Raw genomic sequence first — 19,590 nt, 5'->3', positions numbered from 1 at the left:
CCGAGGGACGGCCGCCTCGCGCAAAAGCGGTACGGGTTCGGGGCGGGAGTGACCCCGTTCAGGCGAACAGCTGGCGAGCCTCGTCGACGGCCTCGACCAGTGCGTCGACCTCCTCGCGGGTGTTGTAGAGGTAGAACGAGGCCCGCGCGGACGCAGCCGTTCCGAGCACGTCGTGGAGCGGCTGGGTGCAGTGGTCGCCGGCGCGGATGGCGACGGCGTAGTCGTTGAGGATGCTGGAGAGGTCGTGGGCGTGGGTGGTCTCGAGGTTGAACGCGACGAGCCCGGCGCGGTCGTCGCCCGGCGGCCCGTACACCTCGACGTCGTCCCACTCGGTCAGGCGGTCGTAGGCGTACTCCGCGAGCTGTTGCTCGTGACGGTGGATGCGTTCGAGCCCGATGTCGTCGAGATAGTCACACGCCTCGGCGAAGGCGATGCCGTCGGCGATGTTGGGCGTGCCGGCCTCGAACTTCCAGGGGAGTTCGTTCCACTGGGAGTCCTCGAAAGTGACCTTGAGGATCATGTCGCCGCCGTAGAGGTACGGCTCCATCTCCTCGAGGATGTGCTCCTTGCCGTACAGCGCGCCGATGCCGGTCGGCCCGCACATCTTGTGCCCGGAGAACGCGAAGAAATCACAATCCATCGCCTTCACGTCGACCGGCTGGTGGGGCACCGACTGGGCGCCGTCGACGAAGATGAGCGAGTCGTGGTCGTGGGCGATGTCCGCGAGCTCGCTCACGGGGTTCACGGTCCCGAGCGTGTTCGAGACGTGGACGACGCTCACCATCTCCGTATCGTCGGTGATGAGTTCGGCGGCGGCGTCCATGTCGAGGTAGCCGTCCTCGGTGATGGGGATGTACTTGCACTCGGCGCCGGTCCGCTTCGCGATTTGCTGCCAGGTCACGAGCGAGGCGTGGTGCTCCATCTCCGTCAGCACGACCTCGTCGCCGGGGCCGAGTTCGTTCAGGCCCCAGGCGTAGCCGACGGTGTTCATCGCCTGTGTCGTGTTGGCGGTGAAGACGATCTCCTCGCGGCCGTCGGCGCCGATGAACTCCGCCACGCGGTCGTGGGCCTCCTCGTAGGCGATGGAGGCCTCCTGAGAGAGCTGGTGGATGCCGCGGTGGACGTTGGCGTTGTACTCGCGGTAGTAGTCGCTGATGGCGTCGATGACGCGCTCGGGCGTCTGCGAGGTGGCCGCGTTGTCGAGGTAGACGAGCTGCTGGCCGTCGATCTCGCGCTCGAGGATGGGGAACTCCTCGCGGATGCGCTCGACGTCCAGCGGCGTGACGTCCTGCGTTGCCATTAGGGGAACCTAGGGACCGACGTAGGTCACTCCTTCGGTGCGCCCGGAGGCCTGCTAGCCGGATTCGGCATCACGACCCGGGGCCGAGACCCAGGTCCTCATCCGGCAGAGTGGAGCACGAGACCGCGGTCACCGACCCGGGACAGCGAACTTATGGCCGGGCCCGTCGAACAGCGAGTATGCGGGTCACGCTGTCGGACGAGGCACGCCGGCTGGTCGCGCTGTTCGAGGACGAGACGGACGTGGCGGCCCGGGACTGCCTCGTCGACGACGAGTTCGACCGCGTGGTGTTCGTCGTGCCGGCCGGCGAGATGGGGAAGGCCATCGGGCCGGACGGCCAGCACGTCAAGCGGATGGAGCGCCGCCTCGACCGCGACGTGGAACTGGTCGAGGGCGCCGACCGCGCCGCCGACTTCGTCGCGAACGCGCTCGCACCTGCGGCCGTCTACAACGTGACCGTCAGCGACAACGGCGACCGCATCGCGTACGCAGAGGTCGACTCGGCCGACCGCGGGGTCGCCATCGGCACCGAGGGCCGGACCATCCAGCGGGCCCGAGAACTGGCCCAGCGACACTTCGATATCGACGAGATCGAGTTGACCTGAGGACGAACCGCCCGCAGACCCCCGACAGCCGCTCCGAGGCGCCGTTCCAGCGCGCGGGAGGGTGACCAACCTGCACCCCGAACGGACCCGAATTTCTTCATCATCTTCCCAACTTTTACCGATGTGTCCGGAATTTCCGAGCTATTCTGGACGCCAAACGGCCTTAAATTCGTAATATCCGTCCCAATTCCGGACTCCCGTCCAGACCAGAAGCGATTTTATTCGTTTTGTAAACGGAAGCCCTTATCAATTACAACTACATCCCGAATATCCGTAATGGAGTGGACTAACGTCCAAAGTGATTGTAGTTCGGTGGACGAGTCGGTTTCGAGCATCGCGGTCCGTGCCCGCATCCAGGCGGAGGTGGCGGCATGGGACTGATCCGGATGACGAAGTACCGGACGCTGCTGCTCGCCACCATCGGGTTCAACTTCTCGTTCCTCATCTGGTTCTCGTTCGCGCCGTTCACGGGGCCGATGGCCGAGGAGTTCGGCCTCTCGCTGGCCGAGATCGGCATCCTCGCGAGCGCGGCCATCTGGCTCGCCCCGTTCGGCCGCATCCTGACGGGCTGGCTCTCCGACAAGTTCGGCGCGCCGACCGTGTTCGCCATCGTCCTCGGCTACGTCGGAGTGTTCTCGATGGCGTCGGCGTTCGCCCAGGACTACACCGTCTTCTTCGTCGAACGGCTCATCGTGGCGACGGCGGGCATCACGTTCGTCATCGGCATCCAGCACGTCTCCGAGTGGTTCGAGGAGGAGGAGCTGGGCACGGCGGAGGGCATCTACGCCGGGATCGGGAACGCCGGGGCGGCGGGCGGCGCGCTCATCCTGCCCCGGGTCTTCCCGAGTAACTGGAACGGGCCGCTGTTCTCGACGAACTGGCGGGCCGCGTTCTTCTACACCGGCGTCGTCGCCATCGGACTCGCGATCACGTACTACCTGCTGGGCGAGGCCGCGAAGGACGATCAGACCCGGCAGGCGACCGCGGAGCAGGCCGGCTTCAAAGACTGGCTCCACACCGCGACCCGCTACGGGACGGTCGTGCTGGCGCTGGCGTACGTGATGACGTTCGGCCTGGAGCTGTCGATGAACGGCTGGCTGGCGACCTACTACCGCGAGGGATTCAACACGCAGAACCTCACGCTGGCCGCGACGTTCGCGGCGACGTTCTCCGTGGCGGCGGGCCTGCTCCGACCCATCGGCGGCTACATGAGCGACCGGCTGGCCCGCAACGAGACGAACATCATCCCGCTGTTCCAGGGCCGCTACCGTGAGCAGTGGACGTTCGTCTCGCTGTGCTTCGTCGTCCTGACGATGTTCGGGATGACGCTCGCGGGGCTGTCCGGGCAGGTGCTGCTAGCGGTCGGCGCCGGCTTCATGGTCGGGATGGGCTGTGCGTTCGCCGAGGGCGCCATCTTCGCACAGGTCCCGGCGATGTTCCCGAACAGTTCGGGTGCGGTCGCGGGCGTCGTCGGCGGGGTCGGCACCGTCGGTGGCATCATCTACCCGCTGGTGTACGCGGCGCCGTTCCTGGCGAACCTGCACGTCGGCTACGCCATCGTCGGCGCGTCGATGATTCCCATCGTCCTGCTGACGGCGTGGGTGTTCCAGCCCCGCATCGCCAGCGTCGCCAACGAGGCCGGCTTCGTCGGAGAGGAGCCGACCGCGGTCTCCAGCGACGACTGAGGGCACAGGGCAACGCGACGGCGGATAACCGGCCGTTCTTCACCGAACGCTCAAGTACTCGCGGCCACCGTGAGGGAGTAATGGAGACGGGTATCACGGTGCTCTGCGTGGACGGCGGGCCCACAGCCGAGGCGACCGGGCTGGCGCTGGAGATGCGCGCGGACGGGGTGGACGTGCTCGACGCCTCGAACCCGCGGGTCGCGACCGCGACGCTGGAGCGCGAGGACATCGATGTCCTCGTGTTCGAGCCCGGCGTCGGGCAGGACGACGAGTGGGACGAGACCCTCCGGACCGCGGCCGAGCGTGACGTGACGGTCATCGCCTTCTCCTCGGGCCGGCCGGCGCTCGCCGACCGGCCGGAGGTGGCCGGCCACGTCGACAAGTCACAGCCCGACCAGTTCGAGCGGCTGGCCGACCGGGTGCTGGAGGCCATCCGGCCGGACGAGGCCGACTACCCGCTGGCCGAGGACGAGGAGGCGCGCTCGGTCACCGCGGACCGGTACGGGATGGCGCCGCTCCTGGCCCGTCCCAGTCTGGAGCGGCTCTGCCGCCTGACCGCCGAGACGCTGGGCGTATCGGCGGCGCTGCTCGGGCTGGTCGACCGCACCCGGTACCAGGCGCTCGCGGCCTACGGCACGCCGGACGTGACCCAGCCCCGGCGCGAGAGCCTCTGTGCCCGGACCTTCCTGGAGCCGGGCGTGACCTGTATCCCGGACCTGAAGAACCACGAGTGGGGTGGGTTCGCGCCCGGCGAGGACTTCCGCTGGTACGCGAGTGCGCGCCTCATCGCCCCGGACGGACACCCCATCGGCACGCTCGCGGTGTACGACGAGTCACGCTCGGCGCCGCTGTCGGACGGCGAGCAGTGGCGGCTCTCCGCGCTGGCCGACGAGGCGATGGAGCAACTCGAACTCCGCCGGCTCATCGCCCGCCCGCAGGACCCGGACACGTACATCTCCACCGAGAACGAGCTCACGCTGGAGGAGTGACCACCCCGGCGCGTGGCAGCGGTCGAAGGGAGCGGGGGCGGGAGCGGGGGTGGGGGGGTGGTCGCGTGGCAGTGGTCGGGGGTAGCCAGGGGGCGGCGGCCGCGTGGCAGCGGTCGGGTACCCCGGCACCACGTGACGGCCTCACGCGCCGGCGAACGAAAAGGGACGCTTAAGTCCCTCCGTCAGAAACAGACGTGCACTATGGCGAACGGCAAGTACGCCGCGCGTAAGCTGAAGAAGGACCGCCAGAAGCACCGGTGGTCCGACTCGGATTACGCACGGCGGGCACGCGGGCTGGGCAAGAAGTCCGACCCGCTCGAAGGCGCCCCGCAGGGTCGTGGTATCGTACTGGAGAAGGTCGGGATCGAGGCCAAACAGCCCAACTCGGCCATCCGGAAGTGTGTCCGGGTCCAGCTCATCAAGAACGGGAAGCAGGTCACCGCGTTCTGTCCCGGTGACGGTGCCATCTCGTTCATCGACGAGCACGACGAGGTCACCATCGCCGGCATCGGTGGCGCGAAGGGCCGCGCGATGGGCGACCTCTCCGGTGTCAACTACAAGGTCGAGAAGGTGAACGGCGTCTCCCTGATCGAACTCGTCCGCGGGAACGCGGAGAAACCCGTCCGATAATGAGCACGGAACAGCCAGACCCCGACGCACCAGCCGACACCGACGACGAGCGCATCTCCGCACAGCTGTTCGAGCGCTACTCCGTCGACGGCATCGAGTACGACGACCCCTCGACGAAACGGTACATCACCGTCACGCCGGTCGCGCACACGATGGGCCGTCACGCGAACAAGCAGTTCAAGAAGTCCGAGATCTCCGTCGTCGAGCGGCTCATCAACCGCCTGATGCAGACCGACGAGAACACGGGTAAGAAGCAGATGGCGACCCAGATCGTCCGCGACGCGTTCGACACCATCGAGAGCCGCACCGAGGAGAACCCGGTCCAGGTGCTCGTCACGGCCGTCGAGAACAGTGGCCCGCGCGAGGAGACCGTTCGCCTGAAGTACGGTGGCATCTCCGTCCCGAAGGCCGTCGACGTGGCCCCGCAGCGCCGCGTCGACCAGGCCCTGAAGTTCATCGCCCAGGGCGTCAAGCAGAACTCCTACAAGACGAAGACGCCGGCCGCCGAGGCACTCGCCCAGCAGCTCATCGGCGCCGCCGACTACGACCTGCAGACGTACGCCATCTCCCAGAAGGAGGAGAAGGAGCGCGTCGCCGCTGCAGCTCGGTAATCCGTCGTATATCCTCTCTATCTTCCTCTCTTTCGATTAGAGCCGTCTTTTCGCCGCCAGAGAGACTGTCTCGGACGTAATCTCGAGGAGACTTCGCCGGCAGTTACGCCGACGACGGAGGCCCGTCGAATGCCCCCGCCCGCTCGCCCCGCCGATGGCGGCCCCGCTCGATTCCGCCCCGTTGCTTGTCCGGTCGCTCCGCTCGCGCCCTCACCGGGGAGGCGCCCGCGCGCTTCCTGGTCTCGGCCCCGGCTGGCGCGCGAGGCGGGAGGGTGTACGGTGGTGTCGGCGGTGGAGGGTCGACGCTCTCGACCCCCATATCACGTCCTGGCCCTCCGGTCGGACTTGCCGGGGGACGGCCACCTTATCGGCCGAGTCCCCAACCGCCGGGTATGTCACTCTCCGAGCCGCTGCTCGAGGAAGCCGGCGGTCGAAGCGAGTACCTCCACCCACGGGGGCTGGTGCTGCTGGCCGAGCGGTACGTCCCCGACGAGGCGAGCGCGCCGGGCGTCGAACACTCGACCGTCGTCGAGCACGTCACGGCCCTCGCGGAGCGTGACAGCCACGTCGACGAGGCGTCGTTCCGCGACGCGCTGACGGAGGCCACCGTCGAATCGGAGGAGTGGGTGGACGACACCACCGTCTACGCGCTCGGCGACGACCGACTGAGCGCGTATCCCCCGGCGTGGCACGACGCGTTCGGCGGGTCACGCGACCTCGTGGTGATGGTTCGGTACCTCACGGACGCCGACTTCGAGGGCGTCGCGGCGTGGGCCGACAGGACGGTCCCGGAGGACGACCTGCTCGACGTGGCGGCCGCAGTCGGCGGGTTCGACCGCGAGGCGGCGAAGACGGAGCTGGAGTGCCTGCGCGACGAGGGGCGGCTGGTCGAGGATGCCGACCAGCACCCCGACGCCGGGGTCTACCCCCCGGAGGCCGACCAGGAGTCCGACGTGAAGGGGTGAGGGCCGCCCCAACCACAGGTCTTTCACCGACCCACACCAACCAGCCACGTAATGAGCGGCGCGCGCAAGCCCGACTGGTTGAAGATGCGGCCGCCGTCGGGCGAGCGGTTCACGGAGATCAAGTCCACCCTCCGCGAGCACGACCTCCACACCGTCTGCGAGGAGGCGTCCTGCCCGAACCTGGGCGACTGCTGGTCCGGGCGGAACGGCCCCGGAACGGCGACGTTCATGCTGCTGGGCGACCGCTGCTCGCGGGGCTGCAACTTCTGTGACGTGCAGACCGGGGGGATGGAGCCGCCGGACCCGGACGAACCCACCAACGTCGCGGACGCCGTCGCGGAGATCGGGCTGGACTACGTCGTGCTCACCTCCGTCGACCGCGACGACCTGCCCGACCAGGGCGCGGGGCACTTCGCCGACACCATCCGCGCCATCAAGGACCGCGACCCCTCCATCCTCGTCGAGGCGCTCACCCCGGACTTCCAGGGCGAGTCCGACCTCGTCCGGGAGGTAGCCGAGGGCGGCGCGGACGTGCTGGCGCACAACGTCGAGACCGTCGAGCGGCTCCAGTGGCCCGTCCGGGACCGCCGCGCGGGCTACGAGCAGTCCCTCTCGGTACTGGAGCAGTACGCCCGCGACTCGGACGCGTACGTGAAGACGAGTCTGATGCTCGGCGTCGGCGAGTACGACCACGAGGTGTACCGGACGCTGGGCGACCTGCGGGAGGTCGGGACGGACATCGTCACCTTCGGGCAGTACCTCCAGCCCTCGCGGTCGCATCTGGAGGTGTTCGACTACGTCCACCCGGACAAGTTCGAGACATGGCGCGACGTGGCCGAGACCGAGTTCGAGTTCCTGTACTGCGCGTCGGGCCCGATGGTCCGCTCATCGTTCAAGGCGGGCGAGTTCTTCGTCGAGGCCCTCACTCGCGAGGGCAAGAGCGTCGAGGACGCGAGAGCCGAGGCCCGGGCACGCGGGGACTGAGTCGCACACGGCGGCCGGAATCGCCGGTTCGGCGCCGGTGAACTGCCGGGTCGTCCCCGGCCACCAGCTCGTCCCGAACGTTCAGGTAGTGTTCGGATAGCTACCGTTACATCCTGCGGCTCCATGGAACAGACCGCAACGTCCGTGCGTTTCGGGCAAATCTTACGAAAACTATACGGCATCGGCGGCGGCAGTCGGACCTATGCCGTACCGCAGGGTGAGACACCCATGAGCACGTTACAGCGGGACCCCCGCGAGCAGGTCCAGGTTCTCGACGAGGACGGTCGCGTCCTCGACGGAGCCGAGGTTCCCGACATCGACGACGACGGCCTCCTCGGGATGTACCGCGATATGAAACTCGCGCGCCACTTCGACCAGCGTGCGGTGAGCCTCCAGCGACAGGGCCGGATGGGGACCTACCCACCGCTGTCGGGCCAGGAGGGCGCACAGGTCGGCTCGGCGTACGCGCTCGACGACGAGGACTGGGTCGTGCCCTCCTACCGTGAGCACGGCGTCGCCATGGTCCGCGGGCAGAGCCTGAGTGGGACGCTACGCTACTGGATGGGCGACGAGCGCGGGAACAAGCTGGACGAGCTGAACATCTTCCCCGTGGCGGTCCCCATCGCGACGCAGATTCCCCACGCGACCGGGATGGCCTGGGCCTCCCGGCTGCAGGGCAACGACGAGGCGTTCGTCTGCTACTTCGGCGACGGCGCCACGAGCGAGGGCGACTTCCACGAGGGGCTCAACTTCGCCGGCGTGTTCGACGCACCCGCCGTCTTCTTCTGCAACAACAACCAGTGGGCCATCTCCGTGCCGCGCGAGCGACAGACCGCGGCGGAGACGCTGGCGCAGAAGGCCGTCGGCTACGGCTTCGAGGGCGTCCAGGTCGACGGGATGGACCCGCTCGCGGTGTACAAGGTAACCCGCGAGGCCATCGAGAAGGCCAAGGACCCCGACGAGGACGAACTCCGGCCGACGCTCATCGAGGCGGTCCAGTACCGCTTCGGTGCGCATACGACGGCCGACGACCCCTCCGTCTACCGGGACGAGGACGAGGTCGAGCGGTGGAAGGCCAAAGACCCCATCCCACGGCTGGAGGCGTTCCTCCGCGACCGGGGGCTGCTCGACGACGAGCGACACGCCGAGATCCAGGCCGAGGTCGAGGAGGCCGTCGCGGACGCCATCGAGACGGCCGAGACGGTCGAACGTCCCGAACCCGAGGACATCTTCGAGCACGTCTACGCCGACCAGCCCAAGCGACTGCAGGAACAGCTCGCGTACCTCCAGCGGCTACGCGAAACGCACGGTGACGAGGTACTCCTGGAATGAGCACGCAAGACGCGGACACGGCCGGCAGCGGTAGCACGCAGAACCTCACCCTCGTACAGGCCGTCCGGGACGGGCTGTACGGCGAGATGGAACGGGACGACTCGGTGCTGGTGATGGGCGAGGACGTCGGCCAGAACGGCGGCGTCTTCCGCGCCACGCAGGGCCTCTACGACGAGTTCGGCGACGACCGCGTCGTCGACACGCCGCTCGCGGAGGCCGGCATCGTCGGCACCGCCGTCGGGATGGCGGCCTACGGGATGCGGCCCGTGCCCGAAATCCAGTTCATGGGGTTCATCTACCCCGCGTTCGACCAGATCATCTCCCACGCCGCGCGGATGCGGACCCGCTCGCGGGGGCGCTACACCTGTCCGATGGTCGTGCGCGCGCCCTACGGCGGCGGCATCCGGGCCCCCGAGCACCACTCCGAATCCAAGGAGGCGTTCTTCGTCCACGAGCCGGGGCTGAAGGTGGTCATCCCGTCGACGCCGTACGACACGAAGGGCCTGCTCGCGAGCGCCATCCGCGACCCGGACCCCGTGGTCTTCCTCGAACCGAAGCTCATCTACCGGGCGTTCCGCGAGGAGGTCCCCGACGAGACGTACACCGTCCCGCTCGGCGAGGCCGCGGTCCGGCGCGAGGGCGCCGACGTGTCCGTCTACACCTGGGGCGCGATGACCCGGCCCACGATGGAGGCGGCCGAGGAACTCGCCGAGAACGAGGGCATCGACTGCGAGGTGGTCGACCTCCGGACGCTGTCGCCGATGGACACGGACACCATCCTCGAGTCGTTCAAGAAGACCGGCCGTGCGGTCGTGGTCCACGAGGCGCCCAAGACGGGCGGGCTCGCGGGTGAGATTACCGCGACCATCCAGGAGGAGGCACTGCTGTACCAGGAGGCGCCGGTCAACCGCGTCACCGGGTTCGACGTGCCGTTCCCGCTGTACGCCCTGGAGGACTACTACCTGCCCGAGGCCGCGCGCATCGCAGACGGTATCCGGGAGACGGTGGAGTTCTGAGCATGGTCCGCGAGTTCAAACTCCCCGACGTGGGTGAGGGGCTGACCGAGGCGGAGATCGTCAGCTGGCTGGTCGAGGTCGGTGACACCGTCTCCGAGGACCAGCCCGTCGCCGAGGTGGAGACCGACAAGGCCGTCGTCGAGGTGCCGGCACCCGTCAACGGCACCGTCCGCGAGATTCTGGCCGAGGAGGGCGAGATGGTCCCCGTCGGAGAGGTCATCATCACGTTCGACGTCGAGGGCGAACCCGTCGAGCCGATGGAGGACGCCGCCGACGAGTCCGAACCGGCCGAGGCCGACGAGGTCGAATCCGCTGTCTCCGAGGCGAGTACCGACGGCGAGTCCGGTGGCGAGGTGTCGGCGAAGGGGGGGCGCGTCTTCGCGGCGCCCTCCGCACGGCGGCTGGCCCGCGAGCTCGGCGTCGACATCGAGACGGTCGCCGGCAGCGGGCCCGGCGGCCGCGTCACCGAGGGTGACGTGCGTGCGGCGGCCGACGCCGGCAGCGAGACCGAGTCGGCCACGAGCGAGACCGAGGCCGAACCCGCCGTGCGGTCGGCCACGCGGAAGGTGACGGACGAAACAGCGGCCGAGAGCGACGCCGAACCCGCGCCCGCCGACGCGCACCCCGGTGGCGCGCCCGAGGCGGCCGGCCGCGACCAGACGCTCGCCACCCCGGCCACCCGTCAAGTGGCCCAGGAGGAGGGTATCGATATCGACGACGTGCCGACCGACGAGATACGGGACGGCGAACCGTTCGTCGACGCCGAGCAGGTCCGCGAGTACGCCGAGGCCCAGCGCGCCGCACAGCAGGCCGACACGCAGGCCGTCCAGCACGAGGCTGGCGGTGCGACCGCCGAGGCCGCGCCCGACACCGAGACCACGCCCGAGGGCGAGGTCGAGCGGGTCCCCTACCGGGGCATCCGCCGGACCATCGGGAAGGCGATGGAGAACTCGAAGTACACCGCGCCACACGTCACCCACCACGACACCGTCGTCGTCGACGACCTCGTGGACACCCGCGCCCGGCTCAAGCCGAAGGCCGAGGAGCGGGGTATCAAGCTGACCTACATGCCCTTCATCGTGAAGGCCATCGTCGCGGCGCTGAAGGAGTACCCCATCCTCAACTCGCAGCTGAACGAGGCAGACGAGGAGATCCTCGTCAAGCACTACCACAACATCGGCATCGCCGTCGCCACCGACGCGGGCCTGATGGTCCCCGTCGTCAAGAACGCCGGCGAGAAGGACATGCTCACCATCGCCAGCGACGTCAACGAACTGGCGAGCAAGGCACGCGACCGCTCCATCAGCCGCGAGGAGATGCAGGGCGGCACCTTCTCCATCACCAACTTCGGTGCCATCGGCGGCGAGTACGCCACGCCCATCATCAACTACCCCGAGACCGCCATCCTCGGGCTGGGTGAACTGAAACAGCGCCCCGTCGTGGAGGATGGGGAGGTGGTCGCGAAACACACCATCCCCATCTCGCTGACCATCGACCATCGCGTCATCGACGGCGCGGACGCGGCGCAGTTCGCCAACACGCTGATGGAGTACCTCAGTAACCCCGAGTTGCTGCTCCTAGAGTAGAGCTTTTTACTCGTCGGGTTTCCTCGGCGCTCGCTCCGCTCGCGCCTGCGGGAACCACTCCTCGCAAAAACGTTCAGAAAAACTCTGCCGGCCTCCGCGCCCTCAGCCAGAGCAAGCTCTGGCACGGCCCTCGTTCGCTTCGCTCACGAGGACTCCGGGCGCTCCGGCCGGAGAACCGCGCTCGCTTCGCTCGCGCGGATGCAGCGATAGAACCACGATAGGAGGTGTCGCGGTGGGGGGCCACGCTCGATGTGCGATGCGGTGCATACCGCGCCGCAGGCGCGGTTTCTCTCGTCCGGAGCGAGTCTCACGCCGGCCGGTGGCCGGCGTGAGCGAGCGGAGGACGAGCCTTTTTTCTGAACGTTTTTTGCGCAAGTGGTTCGCGAAGAGCGCCGGCCGCAGGCCGGCGCACGAGCGAACCCGCAGCGCAAAAAAGCTCAGGTTCGAAGCCGTTCGATGCGCTTCTCCATCGGCGGGTGCGTGGAGAACACCTTCTCCAGCAGGCCGCGCTCCGAGTTGAAGATGCAGAGCGCACTCATCGAGTCGTCCAGCTCCATCTCGCGGTCCACGGAGCCGCGGGAGATCTTCTCCAGCGCCCGTGCGAGCGGGTCACCCGAGCCGATGGCCTCCTTCGCGTCGGCGTCGGCGACGTACTCCCGGTAGCGCGAGATGGCGAGCACGAAGATCATCACCAGCGCGTTCGCCAGCGAGGAGGCGACCATCGCGACGATGAAGCTCCCGATGTTGCGCTCGCCGCCCATCAGCACCGCGAAGTAGGCGACGTAGCCGACGATCATCCCGATGGACTGGCCGATGACCATCGTGATCACGTCGCGGTTCTTGATGTGGGCCAGCTCGTGGGCGATGACGCCCTCCAGCTCGTCGCGGTCGAGCATGGCGACCAGCTCCTCGCTCACGCAGACGACGCCGGCACCCTTCCGGCCGACGGCGAAGGCGTTGGGGACACCCATCCGCATCCGCATGACGGTGGGCTCGGGGACGTCCATCTCCTCCGCGAGCTGCAGGGTCATCTGCCGGACCTGGCCGTACTGGCCGGTCGCCTCGGCCGGAATCTCCTCGGCCTTCCGCGTCGCCAGCCACTTCCCGAGTTTGTACTGGGCGGCCGGAACGACGAGGATACCGACCGCCAGCACCGGGATGAGCGGCAGCCCCAGCATCGCCGCCGCGAAGGTGCCCGCGGCGAGGTAGAAGGCGAACAGGATCGTCCCGACGACGACCATCCGCAGTCGCAGTCCGAAGTCTGTCATGTACCCGGGGGTAGGCCACGCAGGGTCATAAACCGCGTGGCCCAGGCACCATATCAAAACCGATACGTAGCGGAGAAGTCAGTTAACATGCCACAGATACGGACATATATCGATTGATTGGCAGAATATCGGCCCCATTCTCGTTATCCGATGCGTATTCAGCGTGTACCGCTCAGAGGTCGGCCGACCGGAAGATGGCGTACCCCGCGAGGAGCGGTACGACAAGCCACAGCAGCAGGTAGGCCACGACGGCCGCGTCGGTGAGGTAGAACGGGATCCCCTGCTGGCTGAGTTGCTGGGCGTACACTCGCTGGAGGAGCCCCGCCTGGCGTGAGAGCTGGATACCACCCGTGACGGCGGCCCGGGCGCTAGCCGTCGAGTCGGTGACGAGCGAGGCGACGAGCGAGTTGTAGGCTCCGAGCGGGTTGAGGAGCTTCAGGGTGATCGAGGCCTTCAGCACGGTCGCCTGGCCCCAGTCGAGGGTGTTGGCGAGCCGGCTCACGAGGGGGTCGACCGCCTGGTTCCAGAACACCAGCAGGCCGATGTAGGCGCCGACGGTGCCGACCACCGCGCGGCGGCCGGTGGAGGCAGCGGCCGAGATGCCCACCGAGAGCGCCACGAAGGTGACCGCCAACAGCCCTGTCAGGAGGATGAACCCGAGGAACGCGGCCGGCTTGAGCGAGACGCCGGTGAGCGGGAACACCAGCATCGACAGCAGCAGGCCCCCAACCGCAGGGAGACAGACGACCGCACCGCGGCCCAGGAGCTTCCCGACGACCACGTCCCGGCGGGAGTGGGGCAGCGAGAGCAGGAGCTTCAGGGTCCCGTCCGTCCGCTCGCCGACGATGGCGCTGTAGGACGCGACGAGTGCGACCACGGGGACGAGCAGCGTCACGCCCGAGGAGAGGACCCGAAGGAACGTGTTCGAGTCCGGGCTGCCGCCACCGCCGCCCTGGGCGGGCGCGTTGCCGGCCTGCTGTGCCGCCTGCGAGACCGCGTCGGCGAAGAAGTACGCACCGAACACGAACAGCCCGACGAACAGCACGGAGACCAGCAACACGCCGCGCGACCGGATGGCGTCCTCGAAGTCCTTGCGCGCGATGGCGAGCACCGAGTTCACGCGGTCTCACCCCCCTCGTCGCCCACGGACCCGTCGGGGTCGGCCTCGTCAGCCTCGTCGGCAGCGGTGGCGTCCTCGGCGTCGCTGTCACCGTTCTCGGCCTCGTCACCCTCGGTGTAGGCTGCGAACAGGTCCTCGAGCGAGGTCTCGCGGGTCTCGAAATCGACGACCTGAACGCCGGCCGACTCGAGCGCGTCCAGTATCTCGGTCTTCCGGACCTCGTCCCCCAGCGTGACCGTCACCTGCGTGCCCGCCGCCCGGACCTCGGAGACGCCGGCCAGGGCCCGCACATCGTCGAGCGCCGTCTCGGAGGCCTCCGATTCGGTCGAAACCTCGAGCGCGCTCTCCGCGCCGCTGGCCTCGCGCAGCCCCTCGACGGAGTCGACCGCGATCATCTCGCCGTCGCGGATGATGCCGACGCGGTCACAGACCGCCTCGACCTGCCCGAGGATGTGCGAGGAGAAGAACACCGTCGCACCGCGGGCGGCCTCCTCGCGGACCACCTCGCGCATCCGGCGCGCGCCGTTGGGGTCCAGCCCCGTCGAGGGCTCGTCCAGTACCAGCAGCTCCGGCTCGCCGACGAGCGCCATCGCGAGGACGAGCCGCTGTTTCATCCCGCGGGAGTAATCCCCCGCCGGCCGGTCGCCGTCACCGTCGAGCCCGACCCGCGCCAGCAGTTCGTCGGGGTCGTCGGCCGCGTCCTTCGAATCGATGGCGAACGCGAGGTGCTTGCGCCCGGAGAGCCGGTCGTAGACGCCGAACCCTTCGGGGAGGACGCCGACGCGCTCGCGAACCGCGTCGCTCTGCTCGCGCCGGACGGGTTCGCCGAGCAGGCGTACCTCGCCGTCGTCCGGCCGGACGAAGTCCAGCAGGACGTTGATCGTCGTCGATTTGCCCGCCCCGTTCGGCCCGAGGAACCCGAACACCTCGCCCTCCTCGACCGTCAGTGACAGGTCGTCCAGGGCTGTGAGGGTCCCGTACCGCTTGGTGACCCCGTCCAACTCGATGGCGGCCATATACCCCGAGTTGCAGCCTCCTCACTCAAATAGTTCCACACTTGCCGCGTGATGTGGTAACGTGTTCAGGCACGGGCAGAGGACTGGGTCCGAGAATATATCCGAAGCTGCATACCGCGCGAGCGAAGCGAGCGCGGTTTCACCGGCACGAGGGCGCCGTAGGCGCCCGGGTGCCGGCTTTCTTCTGAACGTTTTTTGCCGCGAGAGGTTCGCGGGCTTCGCCCACGAACCCGAGCGGGAAAAAGCTCGTTCACATGAAGTCCGCGATGCCGCTCTGCTTGTTGTGGTCGTTCTCGAAGATGGACTCCAGCGCCTTGTTCAGTATCTCGAGGCGCTGTTTCGTGTACGGCCGGGCGCCGTACTCCTCGGCCACGCGCCGCGCCGTGTCCATGTACTTGTTCACCGAGCCCTGGTAGACGGTAAGCGACACCTCGCCGCCACACTCCCGGCAGTCGCCCGAGAGCGGCATCCGCCGGTACTTCTCCCCGCAGTCCCGACAGCGCGTCTCCTGCCGGCTGAACGCCCGGAGGTTCCCGATGAGGTCGGGGAGGAAGTGGTACTCGATGATGCGCTCGGCCACGTCCGTCTCGTCGACCGCCCGTATCTTCCGGGCCAGCTCCAGCTGGCCGTCCATCTTCTTGTCCATGTCGTCGAGCGTCTTGTACGCCGACAGGTCCGGGCCGAGTGCGATGTCCGTCGTATCGTGGGTGTGGTCGAACCCGCGGTACTCCTCGTCGGTGCCGAGGGTGGACTCGGCGATCTGGACGTCCACCTCCTCCGGGTCGGCCATCTCGCGGGTCGCCTCGTAGAACTCGCGCGGGTACGAGGTCACGATGTCCATGTTGTGCGCCTCGTCGTCGATCTCCGAGGGGTCGATGCGCGAGGACATGACGAGGGGGGCGTCCATCCGGCCACCGCGCTGGTTCGGTAGATATTTCCGCGAGAAGTTGAGAAGCCCGTCCATAAGTAGCATAACGCAATCTTCGTCTCCGTCGCACTGAGAGACCAGTAAATCTTCTGCAATTAATGCATTTGTTTCATCGACAGTGAGACAGTAGACGTGGTCCACATCGGACTCGGCGAATTCGATTCGGTCGACCGTGTCGCTCACCACGCCACCGCCGTCTGCGAGCGGAACGCCAGCATCGGTTCCCGAGGTCCCCGCCATCGTCTCCGAAGGGACCGGAACCTCGTCGCCGAGTTCCAGTTCGGATGCAGGAATCTTCGTTGGTCCATCTTCGAGCCGGAGCATCGAATGGTCAGGCGTCACCTGAATCGAACGACCTGCCTCGGTCTCGATTCGGAGGAGATGGTCAGGGGCAGGGTGCTTGGAAACGGCTTCGACGGCTCTGACGACCCGGTTCCCGTCCGCGTCGATGGACGGAACGGTGACCTCGCCATCTAGTTCCTGAACGAGCGTCCCGAAGTCGTCGGTCTCGGGGTCTTCGAGTCGCTTCTCGACGAACGAGCGGATGGACGCCCGCTGGCGGCCATCTCCGTCCTCGTACACTATCTCGGTCTCCGGATGGAAGCAATTCCGCCGCTTCGCTGCGTGGAAGTACGGATGCGCGTACCCCACAGCCGCACTCGTGAACCCCACCACCCGACCGACCACCGCAGCCGACGTGTGCGGCGCCATCCCGAACACCAGTTCACCGACCAGATCCTGCCGCTCGTCCACGTCGTAGAACGGCTCCGTGCCGTAGTACTGGGTGAGCAGGTCGTCGACGAAGTCGGCCGTCCGGAGCATGTGCTCAGCGGCGCCGTCCGAGAGAACGATGTCCTGGACCTTCAGCTCGACCAGCTGGTCGTCGTGGCGGAGGGGCTGGCCGTCGATGTCCTCGTCGTAGCCGAGTTCGCGGAAGTCCTCGGCCGTCACGTCGAGTTCCTCGGGCCGGACCGACGTGACCGGGAGGTCGGTCATGTCGTAGCGGACGGTGCCGTCCTTGAACACCGAGACGCCGTTCTTCGCCCGGAGGATGCCCTTCTCGACGGGTTCGGGGACCTTCTCCTCGGAGGTGAGCCCCTTGACGGCTTTCAGCGTCCCGAAGGCGTTCTCGCGCTCCTTCACGCTCTCCATCGCGCCGCGGTACTCGCTGTTCGCGTCGAGCGTGACGTACTGGGTCGGTGAGGCGAGCGTCTCGCAGCGCGGGCACTCGGCGCGGCCGGACTCGTCGGGTTCCACCTCGCTGTCGCAGTCGGGGCAGACGTAGACTGCCTCTGTGACGGTGTTGCAGTCCTGACAGCGCGCGCGGAAGGTCTCGGTCCGGCAGTCCGGGCACTCCCGGCGCGCGAGTTCCACGTCCACGCGGCCCTGTGGATGCTCCATCGTGGGCGCGTACTTCGCGGCGTCGGCGAACGAGCGCTGACTGCCGCCCGCCTCGCCGATGGGGAACAGCGTGTGGACCGCGGGCGAGAGGTCGCGGCTCTCGGACTTCTCCGGGCGGCCCATCCGCGCGCCGATGCGGGTGGGCGCGCGCTCGCGGAGCGCGAACGGGGCGACCGCGTTCGCAGCCTCGATTGCGTTGTCGCCGCCGTCGTACTCGCGGGCCTCGGACGGGAGGTCGTCGAGCGTCCACGTCCGTTCGAGCCCCTCGGTGAGTCCGAGCGAGCGCACGAGCGGGAGCGCGTCCGGAACCGTCAGCGTGTCCTCGCCCTGCGTGTGCTCGACGAGAAGGGCCTCCAGCGCCTGGGTCACGGGGTCCGAGCGCGGGAGGACGAGCGTCCGGCCCTCACCGTCGGGCACGTCCCGGCCACCGGGCCCGGCATCGTCGTCGGGCATCGCCAGCCCGTCGGCCTCGGCCCACGAGCCCTCGCCCGCGGCGGTCGCGAGCGCGTCGAGGGCTTCGACGGAGATGTCGTGCCAGCACGGCGTGTAGGTGGGGTGGAGCGGCGCGTCGTACGTCGTCGCCCACTCCAGCGCCTGCGCGGCCGAGGGGTGTGCGAGGTCGACGTGCGGGTCGTCCTCGAGCGCCTGCACGTCGGCCTCGGAGTCCCGCATCTCGTGGGTCCACCACTCGACCGTGTAGGAGGCGGGCGCGAGCGGATGGTTGTTCTCGACGAACTCGCCGTAGTTGACGAGGTACTCGCCCAGGTCGAGGATGGCGTCGACGCCGTTGCGGATCTCCTTGGCCTCCTCGGTGTCGTCGACGCGCCGGACCTCGCCGTTGGCGAGTTTGACGGTCGGTCCCTCGATGGAGTCGACCGGGACGACGCCGGCGGCCTTGCCGGGGCGCTCGGTCTTTATCTGGGTCCCGGTCGCGAGGAAGTCGTCGACGAGGTGCATCGTCGCGGGGTGGACGCCGGCGGTCGCGAAGCCGTGGTTGCGCGCGCGGCCGTAGCGCAGGCGGAAGCCCCCCGCCTCGGAGGGGTGGCCGAAGACCGGTCGGCCCGCGATGAGGTCGCGCAGGAACTTCTTCGACTTCTCGACGCGAGGCGGGCCTGCGGGTTCGTCGGCCGCGTCCTCGGCATCGTCGTCGGCTTCGTCCGCCTCGTCACCGTCGTCGGCCTCCGCCTCGTCGCCCTCGTCGCCATCCCCCGTCTCGTCCTTGTAGTTCCCGTCGATGAGGTCCTGGAGCCACGGCCAGTCGACCTCGTCCAGCCCGCGCGTGTAGCGCTGTATCTTCGGGGCCTTCAGCGCGATACCCTCGGCGAGGACGAGACACATCCCCCCGCGGGCGTTGTTGGTGTCGACCCGGTCGAGGTCGCGAAAGCCCGAGACCTCCTCGTCGCCGGTGGCCTCCCCGTCCAGCATGATGGGGAGGTTCTCGGCGATGAACTTCGTCTCGGGGTCCTTCGGGGTGTACTGGAGCCCCGTCTCCTTGTCGTAGAGGCCGATCTCCTCGGCGTAGCGCTCGACCTCCGCGTCCCGCGCCCGGTACTCCTCGATGCCCAGCAGCGACCGGGCGTAGTCCGCGACGAGCACCGAGAGCGCCTGCGCCGTCCCACCCGCCGAGCGGATGGGGCCGGCGTAGTAGACGTTCACGAACTCCGTGCCGTCGTCGTTCTCCAGCAGTTCGACGCGGTCGATGCCCTCGATGGGCGCCGCGACGACGCCCTCGGTGAGGAGCGCGACCGCCGTGCGGACCGCACCCTCGACCTTCCCGGCGCGCCCGTCGTAGTCCCCGACGTTCCCGTCGACGAAGTCGGTGACCAGTTCCAGCGCCGCCTCCTCGCGGGACATCTCCCCCTCCAACTCGCGGACCCGCTCGGCGACCCCGTCGATGCCGAGGATGTTCTCGACCCGGTCGGCCATGTCCTTCGCGACCGGAATCTCGATCTCGGTCGAGGGGTCGCCGCCGCGCTCCTTGGCCGCGCGCGCCGCGGCGAAGGCGTCGTCCAGCTGGTCCTCGATGCGCTCGAAGTAGCGCTCGTCGGCCTCGCGCACTACGACCACCCCCAGGTATTGTATCGTTGTATCACGGTTTCGTCGATTACCCCGTCAGTTCGATTCGTATGTTGTTCCCACGCCGCTTCCCGCACA

Annotated in this window: 15 protein-coding genes; 10 read left to right on the top strand and 5 right to left on the bottom strand. The window is 68.2% G+C overall.

Annotated features, from left to right (window positions below; translation table 11 throughout):
* Positions 1-58 precede the first annotated feature (58 nt).
* Entirely contained in the window at positions 59-1,300 is a 1,242-nt protein-coding gene (locus NL114_RS11935; RefSeq protein WP_254821144.1) for an aminotransferase class V-fold PLP-dependent enzyme, read from the bottom strand.
* A gap of 179 nt (positions 1,301-1,479) precedes the next feature.
* Here NL114_RS11935 and NL114_RS11930 point away from each other — a divergent pair, with 179 nt between their 5' ends.
* From NL114_RS11930 to NL114_RS11885, 10 genes are all read left to right on the top strand, one after another.
* Positions 1,480-1,905 (top strand): NusA-like transcription termination signal-binding factor, encoded by a 426-nt coding sequence (locus tag NL114_RS11930; protein ID WP_254821143.1) that lies wholly within the window; start codon positions 1,480-1,482, stop codon positions 1,903-1,905.
* Positions 1,906-2,276: 371 nt separating this feature from the next.
* Positions 2,277-3,590, top strand: a complete 1,314-nt coding sequence (locus tag NL114_RS11925) for an MFS transporter (protein WP_254821142.1) — start codon at positions 2,277-2,279, stop codon at positions 3,588-3,590.
* Between the two features lie 80 nt (positions 3,591-3,670).
* A complete protein-coding gene (locus tag NL114_RS11920; protein WP_254821141.1) occupies positions 3,671-4,579 on the top strand; it encodes a hypothetical protein in 909 nt (302 codons plus the stop codon).
* Positions 4,580-4,780: 201 nt separating this feature from the next.
* Entirely contained in the window at positions 4,781-5,209 is a 429-nt protein-coding gene (locus NL114_RS11915; RefSeq protein WP_178289723.1) for a 30S ribosomal protein S12, read from the top strand.
* A complete protein-coding gene (locus tag NL114_RS11910; RefSeq protein ID WP_254821140.1) occupies positions 5,209-5,820 on the top strand; it encodes a 30S ribosomal protein S7 in 612 nt (203 codons plus the stop codon). Before NL114_RS11915 ends, NL114_RS11910 begins: the two co-directional genes overlap by 1 nt.
* A gap of 392 nt (positions 5,821-6,212) precedes the next feature.
* Positions 6,213-6,785 carry a hypothetical protein gene (locus NL114_RS11905; RefSeq protein ID WP_254821139.1) on the top strand — a complete coding sequence of 191 codons (573 nt, stop codon included), beginning with the start codon at positions 6,213-6,215 and terminating at the stop codon, positions 6,783-6,785.
* 51 nt (positions 6,786-6,836) lie between these two features.
* The gene (gene lipA / locus NL114_RS11900) at positions 6,837-7,769 is read left to right on the top strand and encodes a lipoyl synthase (protein ID WP_254821138.1); all 933 of its coding nucleotides are present in this window, start codon (positions 6,837-6,839) and stop codon (positions 7,767-7,769) included.
* A gap of 228 nt (positions 7,770-7,997) precedes the next feature.
* Positions 7,998-9,101 carry a pyruvate dehydrogenase (acetyl-transferring) E1 component subunit alpha gene (gene pdhA, locus NL114_RS11895; protein WP_254821137.1) on the top strand — a complete coding sequence of 368 codons (1,104 nt, stop codon included), beginning with the start codon at positions 7,998-8,000 and terminating at the stop codon, positions 9,099-9,101.
* Positions 9,098-10,117, top strand: a complete 1,020-nt coding sequence (locus NL114_RS11890; protein WP_254821136.1) for an alpha-ketoacid dehydrogenase subunit beta — start codon at positions 9,098-9,100, stop codon at positions 10,115-10,117. The genes pdhA and NL114_RS11890 overlap by 4 nt, the downstream gene beginning before the upstream one ends.
* A gap of 2 nt (positions 10,118-10,119) precedes the next feature.
* Positions 10,120-11,703, top strand: coding sequence for a dihydrolipoamide acetyltransferase family protein (locus tag NL114_RS11885; protein ID WP_254821135.1), 1,584 nt, complete (start codon positions 10,120-10,122; stop codon positions 11,701-11,703).
* 437 nt (positions 11,704-12,140) lie between these two features.
* Here the strand turns inward: NL114_RS11885 and NL114_RS11880 are convergent, their stop codons facing one another.
* The 4 genes from NL114_RS11880 to NL114_RS11865 form a co-directional block, all read right to left on the bottom strand.
* Complete coding sequence (locus NL114_RS11880; RefSeq protein ID WP_254821134.1) at positions 12,141-12,971, bottom strand: M48 family metallopeptidase; 831 nt, start codon at positions 12,969-12,971, stop codon at positions 12,141-12,143.
* A gap of 172 nt (positions 12,972-13,143) precedes the next feature.
* Positions 13,144-14,091, bottom strand: coding sequence for an ABC transporter permease subunit (locus tag NL114_RS11875; protein WP_254821133.1), 948 nt, complete (start codon positions 14,089-14,091; stop codon positions 13,144-13,146).
* Positions 14,088-15,107, bottom strand: a complete 1,020-nt coding sequence (locus NL114_RS11870) for an ABC transporter ATP-binding protein (RefSeq protein WP_254821132.1) — start codon at positions 15,105-15,107, stop codon at positions 14,088-14,090. The genes NL114_RS11875 and NL114_RS11870 overlap by 4 nt, the downstream gene beginning before the upstream one ends.
* Positions 15,108-15,357: 250 nt before the next feature.
* Positions 15,358-19,494, bottom strand: a complete 4,137-nt coding sequence (locus NL114_RS11865; protein WP_254821131.1) for a DNA-directed DNA polymerase II large subunit — start codon at positions 19,492-19,494, stop codon at positions 15,358-15,360.
* Positions 19,495-19,590: the final 96 nt, after the last annotated feature.

This window comes from Haloglomus halophilum (assembly GCF_024298885.1).
Lineage (GTDB): Archaea > Halobacteriota > Halobacteria > Halobacteriales > Haloarculaceae > Haloglomus > Haloglomus halophilum.
Note: the sequence above shows the minus strand (reverse complement) of the source record. Positions and strands in the feature narration are given on the sequence as shown.

Coding starts and splice junctions, on each gene's coding strand:
- NL114_RS11935 (WP_254821144.1), bottom strand. CDS start 1,300: ATGGCAACGCAGGACGTCACGCCGCTGGACGTCGAGCGCATCCGCGAG.
- NL114_RS11930 (WP_254821143.1), top strand. CDS start 1,480: ATGCGGGTCACGCTGTCGGACGAGGCACGCCGGCTGGTCGCGCTGTTC.
- NL114_RS11925 (WP_254821142.1), top strand. CDS start 2,277: ATGGGACTGATCCGGATGACGAAGTACCGGACGCTGCTGCTCGCCACC.
- NL114_RS11920 (WP_254821141.1), top strand. CDS start 3,671: ATGGAGACGGGTATCACGGTGCTCTGCGTGGACGGCGGGCCCACAGCC.
- NL114_RS11915 (WP_178289723.1), top strand. CDS start 4,781: ATGGCGAACGGCAAGTACGCCGCGCGTAAGCTGAAGAAGGACCGCCAG.
- NL114_RS11910 (WP_254821140.1), top strand. CDS start 5,209: ATGAGCACGGAACAGCCAGACCCCGACGCACCAGCCGACACCGACGAC.
- NL114_RS11905 (WP_254821139.1), top strand. CDS start 6,213: ATGTCACTCTCCGAGCCGCTGCTCGAGGAAGCCGGCGGTCGAAGCGAG.
- lipA (WP_254821138.1), top strand. CDS start 6,837: ATGAGCGGCGCGCGCAAGCCCGACTGGTTGAAGATGCGGCCGCCGTCG.
- pdhA (WP_254821137.1), top strand. CDS start 7,998: ATGAGCACGTTACAGCGGGACCCCCGCGAGCAGGTCCAGGTTCTCGAC.
- NL114_RS11890 (WP_254821136.1), top strand. CDS start 9,098: ATGAGCACGCAAGACGCGGACACGGCCGGCAGCGGTAGCACGCAGAAC.
- NL114_RS11885 (WP_254821135.1), top strand. CDS start 10,120: ATGGTCCGCGAGTTCAAACTCCCCGACGTGGGTGAGGGGCTGACCGAG.
- NL114_RS11880 (WP_254821134.1), bottom strand. CDS start 12,971: ATGACAGACTTCGGACTGCGACTGCGGATGGTCGTCGTCGGGACGATC.
- NL114_RS11870 (WP_254821132.1), bottom strand. CDS start 15,107: ATGGCCGCCATCGAGTTGGACGGGGTCACCAAGCGGTACGGGACCCTC.